Raw genomic sequence first — 15,212 nt, 5'->3', positions numbered from 1 at the left:
TAAATCGACACATACGGACAACAACGCTTGTAGCACTACTCGTAGTGTCACTCATCGCTGCCCCCTTCGGGGCGGCAGGGATGGGTGGCGCCGCAACACAGGCCGCGGAACAAACCGATACGGAGAGCGACGATCTGAGCCAGATCGTCCAAAGCGTCAATACGAACGAAATCGCGAACGCGAACGAGTCGATCGCGTCGTTCAACGACCAACTGCAGCAGAAGGCCGATCTCCTCAGAGTCGACGTGGAGAACGTCGACCAGGTCCCGGCCGCATCGGCCGAATCGGCCTCGGAGGCGCAGGCGGAAGCTGACCGACTCCGGACCGCCGCCGACGACCGAGAGGCGGCGATCTTCGACAGAGTCGTGACGGTCATCAACGACGGCGGCGTCGCCGACGTCGATCCGAACGCGGTTCAGTCGCCGGACGACGCACGGAACGTCGCCGACCGCCTCGAGCAACAGGGCGGTCTCGCCACCCAGGCAGCGACGTCGCTGCGAGACGCAGCCGACCTCGTCGAAACCGAGATCAAACCCAACCTCACCGCCGCCGCCGACAAGCTGAGTGCCGTCGAAGCCGAGCCGACTACCGGCACGGTCGAGGGCACGGTCACCGATTCCGACGGCAATGCGGTCGCCAACGCGACCGTCACCGTCGGTGACCAACAGACGACGACCGGCGAGGACGGGAGCTACGCGCTCGAACTCGAGTCGGGCGAATACACGGTCTCGGTCTCGGCTGAGGGCTACCAGGACGCGAGCGAGAACGTCACCGTCGAGGCCGGCGGGACTGCAACCGTCGACGTCGCCCTCCAGACGACGGACGACGGATCCGGTGACGATGGCTCCGGCGACGACGGATCGGAGACGGTCACGGACGTCGTCGAGAGCGTCAACGCGAACGAGATCGCGAGCGCGAACGATGCGATCGCGTCGTTCAACGACCAACTGCAGCAGAAGGCCGATCTTCTCGGAGTCGACGTCGAGAACGTCGAGTCGGTCGAAAACGTCACCGCAGGCAGTGCCTCGGAGGCGCAGGCGGAAGCTGACCGACTCCGGATCGCCGCCGACGACCGAGAGGCGGCGATCTTCGACAGAGTCGTGACGGTCATCAACGACGGCGGCGTCGCCGACGTCGATCCGAACGAGGTCCAGTCGCCCGCGGACGCACGAGCCGTCGCCGACCGCCTCGAGCAACAGGGCGGACTCGCCTCGCAGGCAGCCCAGTCGCTGCGAGACGCGGCCGACCTCGTCGAAAACGATCTCAGGCCCCCGCTTACCGGTGCAGCCGACAAACTCGAGGCGCTCGAAGACACCGATCCGGAGCCGACCACCGGCACCGTCGAAGGCACGATCACCGACGCGAACGGAGATCCGGTGTCCAATGCGACCGTCGCCGTCAGGGACCAGCAGACCACGACCGCTGACGATGGCAGCTACTCGCTCGAGTTGGAGTCGGGTGACTACACACTCGATGTTTCGGCCGAGGGGTACCAGGACACCAGCGAGAACGTCACCGTCGAAGCCGACGCGACCACGACCGTCGACGTGACGCTCGCCGAAACCGATGACGGCGGTGAAGACCCTGGCGACTGTCCCGATCCGGAGCCGGAGCCGGAACCGGAACCTGATCCAGATCCGGATGAAGATCCGGTCGACACCATTTCCGCGATCGTGCACGCGATTATCGACATCGGTAGCGAACTCCTCGGATTCTTCGCCACGGGGAGTCGATAGACGACCAGCGGTCGTCTCGAGACGCGCGACCGGACCGTAACGGCTCCGTCACATAGACCGATCACGAACGGTCCCGTCGACGGTGGCGAACTGCCCCGTCGGGTGCGGTTCCCGCCACCGAACGGTCGAGACGACGCGTCCCGTCCACGCCCGTCGGCGTGTGATCACACCTAAATTATTCCGTTTTGATATTTCTGTGAGCCCGGAGGTGCAACGAGCGCCGGGCCCTGGCGGCGAATCGGCGGACCGATCGTCAGTCTCATGACCGTCCGCGCAGATGTGACAACCGATGACAGTCGACACTGTCGGTCGGTTCGAACGCGCACTCGAGGGACTCGAGGTGGGACTCGAGCGCGTTGCGGCCGCCGACGCGAGCGAGCGGATCGAACGGATCGTCCAGGAACCGGCCGTGGGCGTGGCGCTCCCATTCGACGGGGTCACGCTCCCGGAATCGATCACGACGGAACCGACGGCTGCGGAACTCGAGGCGGCTCGAACGGGCGTTACCCCGGTGGGGTTCGCGATCGCGGAGTACGGTACCGTCGCGGTCGAATCGACACCGGACGGCGCGGAACCGGTCGCCTTGTATCCGGAGCGCCACGTCGCCGTGGTCGCTGAAAGCGACGTCATGTCGGATCTGAGTGCCGGGTTCGATCGTCTCGCCGACGGCTTCGACGCGGGTCGGGATAGCGTCGTCTTCGCGACGGGTCGGAGCGCGACCGGCGACATGGGGGAACTCGTCCACGGCGTCCACGGGCCCGGCGACGTCACCGTGATCGTCCTGGAGGGCCGATAAGATGGCCCAGCGCACGCGGTCGGAGCGGGCCGATCGGATCCGACAGCTGCTCGAGACCGAAGGCGGGGCCGTACACGCCCACGCGAGTGCGTCGAACGCCCGCCGGTACGAGACCTACGACGCGACCGACGACCTCGAGGCGCTCCGAATCGAAGCTCGCTCGATCAAGGAAGCCGCCATCGATCGTCTTCCCGATCTGATCGACACCGTCAGAGAGGCGGTCGAGGCGAACGGCGGCACCGTCTACGTCGCCGACGATGCCGCGGACGCGAACGCGTACGTCGCTGACGTCGTCGAGAGCCGTACCGACGCGGCCGGGATCGCTGGGGACGACGACACCCCGTCGGTCGTGAAATCGAAATCGATGACGACCGAGGAGATCGACCTCAACGACGCGCTCGAAGCGAACGGGATCGCCGTCACGGAGACCGATCTCGGCGAGTGGGTGTTGCAGGTGGCCGACGACACCCCCTCGCACATCGTCGGCCCGGCGATGCACATTTCCCGCGAGGAGATCGCCGAGTTGTTCAACGAAACGTTCGATCCCGACGAGCCGTTGGAGACGGCCGAGGAGTTGACCCGGTTCGCCCGCGACCACCTCTGGGAACACATCCGCGAGGCCGACGTCGGTATCACGGGCGCGAACTTCGTCGTCGCCGATACCGGAACGATCACGCTCGTCACGAACGAGGGCAACGCCCGCAAGTGCGCTGTCACGCCCGACACCCACGTCGCGATCGCCGGCGTCGAGAAGCTGATACCGACGCTGTCGGACCTCGAGCCGTTCGTCGATATCATCGCCAAGAGCGCGACCGGCCAGCCGATCTCCCAGTACGTAACGATGCTCTCGCCGCCGACCGACTCGCCGACGGTTGATTTCGACGCGCCCGAGGAGCCGATCACGAGCGGTGGAGCCTCGACGGACGAAGCGGCGGCTGCGAGCGGCCACGCGGGGGAGCGCGACTTCCACCTCGTGTTACTCGACAACGGTCGCATGGATATGCGCGAGGACGACCAGCTCCGGGAGACGCTCTACTGCATCCGGTGTGGAGCGTGTTCGAACTCCTGTACGAACTTCCACACCGTCGGCGGACACGGTTTCGGCGGTGAAACCTACTCGGGCGGCATCGCCACCGGCTGGGAGGCCGGCGTCCACGGCCGGGAGTCGGCCGCGGAGTTCAACGATCTCTGTACCGGTTGTTCGCGCTGCGTCGACGCCTGTCCGGTCAAGATCGACATCCCGTGGATCAACACCGTCGTCAGAGATCGGGTCAATCGCAGCGGCGAACCGGAAGCGTACGACTTCCTCGTCGACGGCCTCACGCCCGACCTCGAGGGGGGCGGAATCAGCCACGGGAAACGCTTTTTCGGTAACATCGGAACGGTCGCGAAAGCCGCCAGCGCGACGGCGCCCGTCTCCAACTGGCTCACCGACGTGGACCCCGTCCGCGGGCTGCTCGAGCGGACGCTCGGAATCGACCGACGGCGCGACCTCCCGTCGTTCGAGCGGACGTCGCTCGTCGACTGGTTCCGGAGCCGGGGCGGCGCGGACGCATCGAAGCGACGCGCGGACCGGGCCCGGTCTCGCGGGGCCGCGATCGATCGCGAGGTGGTCCTCTACGCCGACGTCTACACGAACTACGTCGACACCGATCGCGGCAAGGCCGCGGTACGAACGCTCGAGTCCCTCGGCATCCCGGTCAACGTCCCGGACCTTCCCGAGAGCGGCCGCGCAGCGCTCTCCCAGGGAATGATCGCGACGGCGGACCGTCAGGCCAGCCGCCTCTATGCGGCGGTGGCGGAGGACATCGACGCCGGTCGGGACGTCGTCGTCATCGAACCCTCCGATCTGGCGGCCATCCACCGCGAGTACGAGCGGCTGCTGCCCGAGGAGTCGTTCGAGCGTCTCCGGTCGAACAGCTACGAGATCTGCGAGTACGTCTACGGTCTTCTCGAGAACGGAGCCGATCCCGCGGCGCTGTCGACCGGAGACGGAGACGAACCGGTCGCCTACCACTCCCACTGCCAGCAGCGGACGCTCGACCTCGAGGCCCCCACCGTCGCAGTTCTCGAGCGCTGTGGCTACGCGCCCGACACCTCCGACGCCGAGTGCTGTGGCATGGCCGGCTCGTTCGGCTACAAGCGAGAGTACTACGAACTGAGTATGGAGGTCGGCGAGCGCCTCGCCACCCAGGTCGAGGGTGCGCCGACGGTCGTCGCGTCCGGGACGTCCTGTGGCGACCAACTCGAGACGCTCCTCGAACGGGACGTTCCCCATCCGATCGAGTTGCTCGCGCCCGACGGGTCTCCGACGTAGCGGTGGTCGACGCCGTGCGCGAGGCGGTCACCGATTTCTGTGCGACGCACTCGAGTGCAACTATCGACAGGATTCGTTCCCCTCGGATTACGTCATTTGGGTCGGTAGATGTGCTCGGACGTCCAAAATGAGGTCACTCTCGATTCGCGATCACGTCCGGCCGATCGAGGCCGATCGTCCCGACGGTATCTATCGTGTCGTCGGAACGAGTCGGGAGGCCGTCACGTTGCTTCGCGTCGGTGACGCTGACGGTCGACGAGTCAGCACTGGCGAAATCGTAACGGTCAGTGCCGACGACCTCGAGGGATTCGATCGGGCGGAAAATCCGGACGGAAACCGTCCGCTCACATCCACCTCACACTGACTCTCGAGGTGCTCTACTGGTCGCTCCGGTCGTTCGGTCAGCAACTGGCTGCACACCCACTGCCCGCTGCTGGTGCCGTTGTGCTCGTCCTGATTGGATCCGTCGGTGAAGGCATTCGTACCCGTCCCGGGGCCCGTCCGTCCCGTGTTGATTCTGGGCGGTGGCCTCGGGTTCGCGTTCGTCGGGAGTGGCCGACTCCGACGGTGACGTCCCGCTCGACCGCGTGAGAGAGGCCCGAATATCCGAGGCTCGACGAGTCGCTTCACGGATCGGTTCTCCGCAGTGGCGAGCGCGGAGAAAAACGAAATCGAAGCCGGAAAACGGTGCTTACTCGCCGAACAGTTCGTCGACCGCCCGTCTCGCCGCGCGCGCGGCGTCGTCGGCGACCTGTTCGGGGTCGGCCTGGTCTTCGGGCGCGTTGAGATAGACGTCGACCTCGAGCACGCCGGCTTCGAAGACGACGGTGACGTCGTAATCGCGCACGGCCGATTGTTTGTACCGCGAGAAGATCACGTCCTCCGCGGCCTCGGCCGCCGTCTGGACGACGGTCTCGTCAGACGGCTCGTCGGTCGGCATTTACGCGCCGCCAGCACCCGGACCGCCGGGGCCTGCCGGGCCGCCCATACCGGCGCCACCGCTGAGTAGTTCTTCGAGTTCGTCCTGCAAGCTCTCGAACTGATCCTGGACGCGCCCTTCCTGTTTCTCGAGGGTTTCGAGGCGGATCTCGAGGGTGTCGACTTTGTCCTGGAGGTCTTCTTCCGCCTGCTCGTACCCCGTCTCGACGAGGAGTTCGCCGACGTTGCGGTACATGGCGGTGTCCTCGTCGATGTTCTCGAGTTCCTCGAGGGCGCTTTCGGCTTCGGTGAGGCTCGATTCCGCTTCCTGTTTCTGGACGGCGACTTCCTGAGCCGTCTCCTGGAGGTCCTGCAACTGCTCGATTTTCTCCTGTGCTTCCGGCGGCAGGTTTCCTTGCATGTCTCGACCCTCGCCCTCCGGACTGATAAAGACCAGCTTTGTCGTTCGGATCGGGGCGCGAACTCGGACCGACGGTCGGAGCGATGTGCTGTCCCATCGGTGTCGGTCCGATCGGATACCCTTCCGGCGTGACGTCTCTACGTCGATCCGCTCCCGTCCGTTGCGACCGCGTCGTCGCGGGTCGTCGGTGTCGCGGCGCTGTCAGTCCGGATCACGAGGTACCCACCGAGCAGGAACAGCACTCCCCAGCACAGAAAAACGAGATCCCACAGGAGGACGGGGCCGGGTCCGGCGGGCCAGACGTGGTGGAGCCCGAGCAACTTGTGAGCGACGATCCCCTCGACGACGTTGAAGACACCCCAGCCCATGATCACCGCACCGAACAGCGTCCGCCGGGACTTCGGTACCGGGTGAAATCGCCACGCGCGGGAGAGCAACACGATACCGACGATCGTGAACGTGTACGTCGCGAGATGAAAGATCCCGTCCGCCATCACGTTGAGCTCCAGATCGGTCGCGACGCTCGAGTCCGGATACGAAGACAGCATGTGATGGATCTGCAGGAGCTGGTGAAAGACGATCCCGTCGAAGAAGCCGCCGATACCAACCCCGAGTGCGAGCCCGGCCAGCACGAGCGGTTTCGCGTCCCGCCGCAGACCGATCCACGTTTCGTTCGGGTTCTGTCGTACCATGCGGTCGATTCGAACGCAGCGCCGAAGACGGCGCTGCCTGCCGGTACAGGCCGCCGGCAGCGCCCACGAGACGATGGGTCGGCGGCGGTACTCTCTCGACGAACGCTGGGGCAGCCGCGTCCTGTCACTGCCGTTCGAACTCGAGAATCCTCGAACCCGCATCGGCGGTCCGTTCGGCGACGTCGACCAGCGAAAACCAGGTGTTCAATGCCGCCCGCAGGGCGACGATATCGTCTGCGTCGATTTCGATAACGAGTCGGGCCCCGTCACGCTCGAGGGTGGTCCGTGACCGGTCGTCGTCGATCTCACCGATTTCGCGGTCGACGCTTTCGGCGACGAGTGTGGCACGCGACGCGCTCTCGTAGTCGAACTCGAGGGTCGCGTCGTGCGAAGACACGGTCGTTACTGGACGTCGACTTCCTTGACGTCGCGGCTGCGTTCTTTCAGGAGCACGCGGTGGCCGCAGTAGGGACAGCGGACGCCGCCGTACTCGTCGAGTTGAACGTCGCGTTTACAGCGAGAGCATTTGTAACTCATACTGGGACTGAAAGGGGTGTTATTCGTCGTCCTCTGCGAGCGCTGCGCGGATGGACCGCTGGACGGTGCGGCCGGCGGGAGTCTCCGGGCGGTATGCGCCGCCGGTGAAGACCTCGCCCGTTTCCTCGTTCTTCCAGATGCCGGTGCCGACGCGGGTGACGTCGTCGCCGTCGACTTCGGCGTGTTCCATGTTGTCTTCGATCTCGCTGACGCGACGGCGGGCGACGCGGCCGTAGCGGGCACCGAAGCGGCCAGCGCTACCGACCTGTCCTTTCTTGGCCATAGTAGTGCTGTCTATCGCCAGCGGATTCTTAAACCTGTTGAGTCACGTCGGTTCGAACGGACCGATCGAGTGGCGTGCCCGCGGGTCGGCGACCGAGGGGTGTGTGCCCGAGTCCGATCACGAGGAACCGCCGAGGCGCTCGGCGGCCGGCCACGCCAGCAGTTCCAGAAAGACGACCGCGAGCGCGGCACCGTATCCGACCGGTGCGAGCGGTGCGGCGAGCAATCTCGTACCGATACCCGTCATCACGATTAGCATCCGCGTTGCCAGGCCGCTTACGGCGAGGAGCGGAATCAGGGTCAAGACGACGTCCGGTCGCTCGAGCATGGCTAATTATATCTAATTACACCCGCCCCATTAATGCTGTGACAATCAGCAGCACCTGACACCTCCATCGACCCGGCACACTCTTCGGGCGAAGAGTCTCCCGTGCGCGGATCCGACGGCGGTCCCGAGATCCGGTCCTACTGGAATTCCGCGTCCGTCAGGACGTCGTTGAGATCGGCCCGAATTCGCTCGCCCATCTCCCGGTCGCGAGCGGTCGTCACGATACGATTTTCCTGGACGCTCGAGCCGTCCCTGATGAGCATGCGGACGTTGCCGCCGTTGTCGGCGCGGGTGACCTTCGCCCGCAGCCCCGACTGCGACCCCTTCCCGCCGGCGTCGATGGGGCCCGGAATCACTTTTTTCACGTGAGGATGGCCCGCGACGGTCTGGATGGCCTGCATTCCCGATCGACCCCCGATGAGCGTCGTGTGACTGCCCCCGATTTTCTCGGCCGGGGGCGTCTCGACGACGTCGAGCGCGCGGTCGCCGCGGCGGTCGAGGACAGCCCGAACGGGGTCGTCGTCGTCGACGCGATAGAAGGGGTGATGGATGTCCTCGCGGACGGCGCGGATCACCGCTCGCGTCCCCCCGGCGTAGACTTCCTCGGGCCGTTTTCGTCGAATTTCGTCGCCGATCAATCCCGCGAAGTTACGGAGTTCGACGGGTTGGTTCTCGCCCTCTTCCGGGGTCGTTGTAACGGTCGTTTCGCCGAGTACCGACTCGTCGACGTCGCCCGACGCCGCCGCGTCGGCCGGACCGTCGTCCTCACCCGCGAGCATCGTGATGGTCGCCCTGTCGCGTGCCGCCTCGAGAACGATCGCCGCGGTGTTGGCTTCCCGACAGACCAGACAGAAGTCCCCGGGTTTCTCGAGGGGCGATGCGCAGTGGCGACACTCCATACGCGGGATTGAACGTCGGCGTGTAAAACGGACGTGTTTTTCGGTCGGCCCACCGGGGGACGAACTCTCTCGGCGGGCCGGTCCGACGGCATCACAGAAGCCCGCCGAGAATCCGCCGAACCGGTTCCGTATCGACGATCTCGTACGGGACCCGAAGCGGGGAGACCGACACCCGTTCGTCGAGGACCGCGTGGCGGTCGGTGTCCTCGGGATCCGGGATGTCCCGATTCGCCATCTGTTGCCAGAGTCGATTGGTCAACTGGAACTCGCCGTTCTCGTGGGTCGCGTCCATCTCGTAGACTCTCGTCGGACGCGTGACCGCGAACCCGTTCGGCTCGCAATTCGGTCGGGGAACGTTGACGTTCAGGTAATCGACGCGGTCGAACAGCCCGGTCCCAGGTGCGCCACCGACGAGGGCCGCAGCGACCTCGCCCGCCCGCTCGAAGTCCGCTGGCTCGAGGTCCTCGTCGTAGCCGAGCGTATCCATCGAGACCGCGATCGACGGGGTCTCGAGGAAGGCCGCTTCCATCGCGGCACTGACGGTACCGGATCGGGAGAAGACGTACGCCCCGAGATTCGCCCCCGAATTACAGCCGGAGACGACGATATCGGGCGCGGGCTCGAGGGCGTTGACGCCGACGATGACACAATCGCAGGGGGTGCCGTCGATGGCGTAGCCGAGTTCGTGGTCGGTGTGGGGGACCGGCACGGTGAACGCGCTGTCGGACAGATCGATCGAGAGGTCGTCCGTCGACGACTGCGTCCGGCCGTAGGACAGCGACCGGCCGACCGCGCTTTGATTTCGATCCGGCGCGACGACGGTAACCGCGCCGACCGTCGAGAGCGCGTCCGCTAGCCCGCGAATTCCGGGCGCGTCGATCCCGTCGTCGTTCGTCAGGAGAATGTGTGGCTCTGAGTCCAGTTCCATTGCCGTACTCCTCGTCTAGCGGGCAACCCATCTATCAGTTCGGGTTGGGAAGTCGGCGCACACGACGATGGACCGCCGATCGCATCACCGAGGTTCGGTCCGCAAACTGGACAGTACCGCGGTCCATCCGCAGCGACCGCTCCGCGTTCGGGACAGGTGACTCCCTCGTCCGGTCCGGCGTCGACCTCGAGGCGTCGCCACAGGACGGGCGGTAGTCCGGGTCGGCGGGACGTCCGTTCCACGAGAGGGCGCCTGTCGCCGTTCTCTCGGCGGACGCGACGCCGCAATTTCGAGCCGTAGGTATGAATCCGATCTGTGAGGGTTATTGCTCGCGTATCGGTCTCTCCCACAGGAGGATTGCACCCGATCCGACGACGAGAATCGCGCCTCCAACGGCTAATGCAAAGAGTGGAGAGACAGAATCCGAAATAACGCCGCTCCCGAGTTGGAACGGAACGACCGCCAGACCGCTGACCATCGCCATCGCACTCAATACAGTCGCTCGCCCGAGTGTTTCGATGCGATCGTTAACGTACTGTCCTGCGAATGTCCGCGTGACATCCGCGAGCCCCCGGGCAAAGAGGAACGTCGGAAGAGCGAGAACGGGAACGAAGTACATGCCGATCAGCGCCGCGCCCACGACGAACGGAAGAACGAAGAACCACAGCCGAACGCCGAGGAGATCCTTGATTGCACCGGTGTAGTAGCTGAGAACCGCACCGACGAGACTGTACGCCGCATAGAACCACCCGAGGAGCGATTCGACCTGATCCGGAGAAACGCCCAGATCGACGACGACGGTCCGGAATATCGGCTGGAGGAAGACGAATACGAGATACGTCACCGCGGCGTAGAGGACGTAATAATAGAGGATGAACGCCCGCAGATTCCGTTGAGACAGTGCTCCCGTAACGATAGTAGCGGTTCGTCGGAGACTCAATTCGTCCGTCTCCGTCTTCTTGTACGTCTCGGGTTCATCCAGCGTGAGTAGCACTACCGCGCCGAGTCCGGTGACGGCGGCAGCAACGAACCACGGGTACGAGAGATCGAGACTTCCGAGATAGCCCCCGACGATAGCTGCACCAGCCCCAACCGCGAGCGATGCGGATTCGCCGCGACCGCGAACGTGTGCAAACTCACCTTCGGAGAGATCGTCCGTGAGCGCGTCGTAGAGCCACGCATCCTCGCTTCCCGATCTGAAGTTGTACCCCGCAGACCAGCAGACGTAGAGAACGGCCAACGTGAGAAACGATCCGGCAAGACCGATCCCGAGCAGCGTCACGGAAATCAGCACCGTCCCGACGAGCAGGCTATTCCGCCGACCGATGCGATCCCCGACGTACCCAGTTGGAATCTCACCGAACAGCGTCGTGAGGTTGTATATCGCTTCGAGAATTGTAATCTGCGTGAAGGTGAGCCCCTGTGCGAGAAAGAAGAGGTACATAATCGGCCGATAAAACTCGACAGCTTTGGTAGACTTGTAGAGATAGTATTTGAGGACACGTCCGCGTGTCGACCCTCGCCAGCGAGACTCGGAGGCGACGTTCATTTGTCGAGTTTGTCGACGCGGTACTCAATTATACTCTGTTATTCTGATCCTGAGAAATCGTAATAACGACGTTCTCCGTGGCTCTTCTTGTGGTATCGTACGTTCATGCCGGCCGTCGGATTCCGATGTTCGAGATTCTCCCCACCGTGGACATCAGAGATCGGCCGACAGCGAGTCGTCTTTCGTGACGAGGAGGTCCTCGAGGACGAGGACGTCGAGTCCCATTCCGTAGAAATCTTTGAGCGCCTCCACCGGTGTGTTGACGATCGGTTCGCCGTGATCGTTAAACGAGGTGTTGAGGAGAACGGGAACGTCGGTTACGTCCTCGAACTCTCTGAGCAACCGATGATACCGCGGGTTCTGTTCTTTGCGAACGGTCTGGGGCCGCGTCGTGTTGTCCGCGGGGTGGAGAACCGCGCTCACGTCGTCACAGTGCTCCGGCGAAACGTCGAACGTATTGATCATGTACGGCGATTCGGTCGCGTTTTCGAGGTACTCGTCGGCCGCCGATTCGATCATCGATGGCGCGAACGGACGCCACCCTTCACGGTGTTTGACGAACTCGTTGACCCGATCGCGTGACGCATCGGTCCGTGGATCAGCGAGAATGCTGCGATTGCCGAGCGCTCGCGGGCCCATTTCGAGTCGCCCCTGAAACCAGCCGACCAGTGCCCCGTCGGCGAGTAACTCGGCGACGACCCGTTCGAGGTCGTCCGGTTCGGTGTACTCGACTTTGTTCGTCTCGAGCAGCGACCGAATCTCTTCGGTGTCGTACTCGGGGCCCAGATACACGTTCGTCAGCGGCTCGACCTGATCGGGCTGCCGGTCGATCCAGCCGCCGCCGAGCGCGAGTCCCGCGTCGTGAGCGACCGGCTGGACGAACAGGTCGTCGACCGACGGGTGCTCCATGACGGCTTTGTTGAGCTTGCAGTTGAGGACGACGCCCCCTGCGAGGCCGACGTTCCCGGTTTCGACGCGGTCGATGTACTCGTCGACGATGGCGGTGACAGATTCCTCGAGTAGTTTCTGAGCGGTGTGGGCGAGATTTTTTTCGAACTGGTCGAACTCGTCGGTGGTGGTCGATCGCGGTCGATCGAACATGTCCTCGAGCGTTCGAACTCCGTAATCCGTCCCCCACCGACCGGTGAGCGCTGTGACGTCGTAATCGACCCCGGTTTCGATGGTGTCTCTGAGACGGCGCTCGATGTCCGGATCGTCCTCGCCGTAGGGAGCGAGTCCCATTACTTTCCCTTCGCCGTTGAACATCCGATACCCGAGGTACTCCGTGACCGCTGCGTAGAACAGCCCCCAGCTGTTCGGATGATCGTACGTTCGGAGACGAGAGAGACCGTCGGCAGTCGCGTGCCAGACGACGGTCGAATCGTACTCACCCTTCGCGTCGACGGTCAACACGAGGGCTTCGTCGAACGTCGACGGGTGGAACGCGCTGACCGCGTGACAGGCGTGATGCGAGCGACACTCGATCGGCGGGAGCGGCGTCCCGATCCGTTTGAGTCGTGCTTCGACCTGTTTTGTCGGCAGGTAGCGGGACACGAACTGATCTTTGGCCACGTTGAACAGGTGCGATATCGTCCGAAGCGTGCTGTCGTTCGGGGCCGTATTGCCCAGATAGTGACCGAGGATCTTCGTCCTGAGTCGGGGATCGTACGGCAACACGATCTTCTCGAGGTCCGCGAGTTCGATTCCCTCGCTCTCGAGGCAGGCCCGTATCGCTTTCTCCGGAAAAGTATCTGTGGCGTGTTTGTCACGGGTCAGTCGCTCTTCTTCGATTGCAAATTGAAGATTGCCGTCGGCGAAGAGAGCGGCACTCGGATCGTGTTGCCCGTAGAGTCCGATCGCTGGCTTAAATGAAAGGACATAGGCCATGTATTAGTAATTCCGTTTTCGTCTATTAAGTAAGTTTTGTTAGACTGGCATATCAAATCGATGATTCGCTCGTCGACCGGTCCACTTCGTCACCATTCTCGGTTGCGAAGCGAGGGCCCCGTTCCGATCGAAACCGACGGTCCGCCCGACTCTGAAGAACCGTCTCGATAGCCATCGAAGACGTCGAATCCAGCCGTTCGAGCGGTACGGATCCAGTATCTGCGAAACGGGACGGTGCCACGAGCGGTGTGGACGCGGATCCGCCGCCGCATAACTCGAGAAACCCGGAATCGAGTGCGTTCGGACCGTGATTTCCCGAGAGACGCGTCACGCAACGGACGGTATCCGGTGGCCATCACTAACAGAAACCATGTATGTAGCCGTGAGTTATTTTTGTTTAAGTACATATTATTTCTACATCGATTCGGTCGCGTTTCGCCCGTCACGTCCGTCGAACGAGACGGTATCGCTGGTGTCGTCGGGAGGCGTCAGAAACGAACGGAACCGTGGTCAGCCGAGACACACCGGATCGACCTTGAGATACTCCCGACAGACGACCGTCGCGTACGAACCCTTCGGTAGCGCAAACTCGAAGGTGAGCGGATCGGTCTCGAAGCGCACGTCCGTCCGCACGAGAATCGCGCGACGCGTCCCGGTCGAGTGGAATTCGCCGGGGAGGTCGAAGTCCGCGGGCTCGAGGTCGAGGTCGGCGAGGACCGATCGTTCGATCTCACCCTGTTCGCCGTCGGCGAGGTCGGTCTCGGTACCGACTAACGGCGCAGTGACGAACGCCCGACCGCGCTCGCAGTGGCGCGTGACGGACTTCACTCGGCGCTCGTCGACGCGCTGGAGTCGCTCCGTGTCGGGGAGTTCGAGCGCGTCCGGCGCGTCGGTATCGGAAAAGCAGGCCACGTCTCCGGCGACGGGACGATCGAACGGCAGTCCCCGTTCGACGCGTTCGCTCAGCATCAGGTTGAACGCGTAGGACTGGGCGGCGTGGACGAACAACCGCTGGAGGTTCGAGGGGACGCGTTCGAGTGCCGTTCGGAACTCGTCAGGACCTGGTTCGCCCTCGTTCTCGGCGAGTGCGTGGATCATCGAGCGCTCGTACCGAAGTCGGTGGGGGACGCGCTCGAGTGCTTCCTGCCAGTCCCGGGTTTCTTCGACGAAGGCCCGGGCTTCCTGCGTTCCCTCCGGTTCCGCTTCGGTCGGGTTCCCGAGGTACGCCATCACCGCCCCTTCCCAGTCGCCACGGGCGATCGCGAGACCGACCTCGTGTGTCACCGGTCGGCGGCTCCCGAAGCGCTGCTGACCGAAGAAATTGGGGACGCCGATCGAAACCGGCGATTCACCGTCCGCGTCGCCGCGATCTGCGGTATCGAGTCCGCCGAACGCTCGCAGTTCCTCGGTGATCGCCGCCGCATTGTCCGGCCGCGCAGGATCGCTGACCACGAGTTCGAACTCGTTGCCCGCGAGGTCGCCGAACTCGAGGCCTCGACCAGCGCGGCCGACTATCTCCACGTCGACTCCCTCGATGACCGGCAGGTCTCCGGGGGCGGCCCCGTAGACCGAAAACAGCTGCGTCGTCACGGCGTACTTGTCCTTCGTGCCGGCCCAGTCGATCCGCTCCCGGGAAATTCCGAGCGCGTCCGAGAGCCGTGCGGCGAAGTCGTTCGTATCCCACCCGCGGAGCGTCGCTCGGAAGACGAGATGGGGGTAGGCGTCCGTCGACGCGTCGAGCGGTTCGGTGTCGAAGCGCTCGAGTTCGCGCACCCGGAAGTGGTCGTCCCGCTCGCGCAGGTGGCCGCCGACGCCCTCCGTGTCGCTGACGTAGTGTTCCATGCCGACGGCCTGCTCGGTGGGGTGGGCTGGGCGCATGCTGGTTGCCACGGGATTCGGGCGGCGCACCTAAGTCGGTTCGT

16 protein-coding genes are annotated in these 15,212 nt (G+C 64.1%); 4 read left to right on the top strand and 12 right to left on the bottom strand.

Features of this window, described 5'->3' with window-relative positions:
- Window positions 1-44: 44 nt before the first annotated feature.
- The 4 genes from NJT13_RS19175 (at window position 45) to NJT13_RS19160 (ending at window position 5,213) form a co-directional block, all read left to right on the top strand.
- Window positions 45-1,736, top strand: a complete 1,692-nt coding sequence (locus NJT13_RS19175; RefSeq protein WP_254523413.1) for a carboxypeptidase regulatory-like domain-containing protein — start codon at window positions 45-47, stop codon at window positions 1,734-1,736.
- Window positions 1,737-2,025: 289 nt separating this feature from the next.
- Entirely contained in the window at window positions 2,026-2,532 is a 507-nt protein-coding gene (locus tag NJT13_RS19170) for an LUD domain-containing protein (protein ID WP_254523412.1), read from the top strand.
- Between the two features lies 1 nt (window position 2,533).
- Window positions 2,534-4,849: an LUD domain-containing protein gene (locus tag NJT13_RS19165; protein ID WP_254523411.1), complete on the top strand. Its 2,316-nt coding sequence runs from the start codon at window positions 2,534-2,536 to the stop codon at window positions 4,847-4,849.
- Window positions 4,850-4,976: 127 nt separating this feature from the next.
- Complete coding sequence (locus NJT13_RS19160) at window positions 4,977-5,213, top strand: hypothetical protein (RefSeq protein WP_254523410.1); 237 nt, start codon at window positions 4,977-4,979, stop codon at window positions 5,211-5,213.
- A 327-nt stretch (window positions 5,214-5,540) separates the two neighbouring features.
- Here the strand turns inward: NJT13_RS19160 and NJT13_RS19155 are convergent, their stop codons facing one another.
- The 12 genes from NJT13_RS19155 to truD all read right to left on the bottom strand — a co-directional run bounded on the left by NJT13_RS19155 (window position 5,541) and on the right by truD (window position 15,168).
- Window positions 5,541-5,789, bottom strand: a complete 249-nt coding sequence (locus NJT13_RS19155) for a DUF3194 domain-containing protein (protein ID WP_254523409.1) — start codon at window positions 5,787-5,789, stop codon at window positions 5,541-5,543.
- Window positions 5,790-6,188, bottom strand: coding sequence for a prefoldin subunit beta (locus NJT13_RS19150; protein ID WP_254523408.1), 399 nt, complete (start codon window positions 6,186-6,188; stop codon window positions 5,790-5,792). It lies immediately after the preceding gene.
- 137 nt (window positions 6,189-6,325) lie between these two features.
- A complete protein-coding gene (locus tag NJT13_RS19145; RefSeq protein ID WP_254523407.1) occupies window positions 6,326-6,880 on the bottom strand; it encodes a DUF2243 domain-containing protein in 555 nt (184 codons plus the stop codon).
- A 124-nt stretch (window positions 6,881-7,004) separates the two neighbouring features.
- Window positions 7,005-7,277 (bottom strand): KEOPS complex subunit Pcc1, encoded by a 273-nt coding sequence (locus tag NJT13_RS19140; protein ID WP_254523406.1) that lies wholly within the window; start codon window positions 7,275-7,277, stop codon window positions 7,005-7,007.
- 5 nt (window positions 7,278-7,282) lie between these two features.
- The gene (locus tag NJT13_RS19135; RefSeq protein ID WP_006181151.1) at window positions 7,283-7,417 is read right to left on the bottom strand and encodes a DNA-directed RNA polymerase subunit P; all 135 of its coding nucleotides are present in this window, start codon (window positions 7,415-7,417) and stop codon (window positions 7,283-7,285) included.
- 19 nt (window positions 7,418-7,436) lie between these two features.
- Window positions 7,437-7,700: an eL43 family ribosomal protein gene (locus NJT13_RS19130; RefSeq protein ID WP_254523405.1), complete on the bottom strand. Its 264-nt coding sequence runs from the start codon at window positions 7,698-7,700 to the stop codon at window positions 7,437-7,439.
- A 117-nt stretch (window positions 7,701-7,817) separates the two neighbouring features.
- Window positions 7,818-8,027, bottom strand: a complete 210-nt coding sequence (locus NJT13_RS19125) for a hypothetical protein (RefSeq protein WP_254523404.1) — start codon at window positions 8,025-8,027, stop codon at window positions 7,818-7,820.
- A 137-nt stretch (window positions 8,028-8,164) separates the two neighbouring features.
- Complete coding sequence (locus NJT13_RS19120) at window positions 8,165-8,926, bottom strand: DUF2103 domain-containing protein (RefSeq protein ID WP_254523403.1); 762 nt, start codon at window positions 8,924-8,926, stop codon at window positions 8,165-8,167.
- Window positions 8,927-9,017: 91 nt separating this feature from the next.
- Complete coding sequence (gene surE / locus NJT13_RS19115) at window positions 9,018-9,854, bottom strand: 5'/3'-nucleotidase SurE (RefSeq protein ID WP_254523402.1); 837 nt, start codon at window positions 9,852-9,854, stop codon at window positions 9,018-9,020.
- Window positions 9,855-10,176: 322 nt separating this feature from the next.
- Complete coding sequence (locus tag NJT13_RS19110; protein ID WP_425499771.1) at window positions 10,177-11,403, bottom strand: MFS transporter; 1,227 nt, start codon at window positions 11,401-11,403, stop codon at window positions 10,177-10,179.
- A gap of 153 nt (window positions 11,404-11,556) precedes the next feature.
- A complete protein-coding gene (locus NJT13_RS19105; RefSeq protein WP_254523400.1) occupies window positions 11,557-13,290 on the bottom strand; it encodes a carbamoyltransferase family protein in 1,734 nt (577 codons plus the stop codon).
- A 510-nt stretch (window positions 13,291-13,800) separates the two neighbouring features.
- Window positions 13,801-15,168 carry a tRNA pseudouridine(13) synthase TruD gene (truD, locus tag NJT13_RS19100; protein ID WP_254523399.1) on the bottom strand — a complete coding sequence of 456 codons (1,368 nt, stop codon included), beginning with the start codon at window positions 15,166-15,168 and terminating at the stop codon, window positions 13,801-13,803.
- Window positions 15,169-15,212: the final 44 nt, after the last annotated feature.

The organism is Natrinema caseinilyticum, from assembly GCF_024227435.1.
In the GTDB taxonomy this organism is placed as follows: Archaea; Halobacteriota; Halobacteria; order Halobacteriales; family Natrialbaceae; genus Natrinema; species Natrinema caseinilyticum.
The sequence above is the reverse complement of the archived record's forward strand: the minus strand, read 5'-3'. Positions and strand labels throughout refer to the sequence as shown.

Excerpts from the sequence above, each read along its gene's own strand:
- NJT13_RS19170 (WP_254523412.1), top strand. The coding sequence starts at position 2,026 with ATGACAGTCGACACTGTCGGTCGGTTCGAACGCGCACTCGAGGGACTC.
- NJT13_RS19165 (WP_254523411.1), top strand. The coding sequence starts at position 2,534 with ATGGCCCAGCGCACGCGGTCGGAGCGGGCCGATCGGATCCGACAGCTG.
- NJT13_RS19160 (WP_254523410.1), top strand. The coding sequence starts at position 4,977 with ATGAGGTCACTCTCGATTCGCGATCACGTCCGGCCGATCGAGGCCGAT.
- NJT13_RS19155 (WP_254523409.1), bottom strand. The coding sequence starts at position 5,789 with ATGCCGACCGACGAGCCGTCTGACGAGACCGTCGTCCAGACGGCGGCC.
- NJT13_RS19150 (WP_254523408.1), bottom strand. The coding sequence starts at position 6,188 with ATGCAAGGAAACCTGCCGCCGGAAGCACAGGAGAAAATCGAGCAGTTG.
- NJT13_RS19145 (WP_254523407.1), bottom strand. The coding sequence starts at position 6,880 with ATGGTACGACAGAACCCGAACGAAACGTGGATCGGTCTGCGGCGGGAC.
- NJT13_RS19135 (WP_006181151.1), bottom strand. The coding sequence starts at position 7,417 with ATGAGTTACAAATGCTCTCGCTGTAAACGCGACGTTCAACTCGACGAG.
- NJT13_RS19130 (WP_254523405.1), bottom strand. The coding sequence starts at position 7,700 with ATGGCCAAGAAAGGACAGGTCGGTAGCGCTGGCCGCTTCGGTGCCCGC.
- NJT13_RS19125 (WP_254523404.1), bottom strand. The coding sequence starts at position 8,027 with ATGCTCGAGCGACCGGACGTCGTCTTGACCCTGATTCCGCTCCTCGCC.
- NJT13_RS19120 (WP_254523403.1), bottom strand. The coding sequence starts at position 8,926 with ATGGAGTGTCGCCACTGCGCATCGCCCCTCGAGAAACCCGGGGACTTC.
- surE (WP_254523402.1), bottom strand. The coding sequence starts at position 9,854 with ATGGAACTGGACTCAGAGCCACACATTCTCCTGACGAACGACGACGGG.
- NJT13_RS19110 (WP_425499771.1), bottom strand. The coding sequence starts at position 11,403 with ATGAACGTCGCCTCCGAGTCTCGCTGGCGAGGGTCGACACGCGGACGT.
- NJT13_RS19105 (WP_254523400.1), bottom strand. The coding sequence starts at position 13,290 with ATGGCCTATGTCCTTTCATTTAAGCCAGCGATCGGACTCTACGGGCAA.
- truD (WP_254523399.1), bottom strand. The coding sequence starts at position 15,168 with ATGCGCCCAGCCCACCCCACCGAGCAGGCCGTCGGCATGGAACACTAC.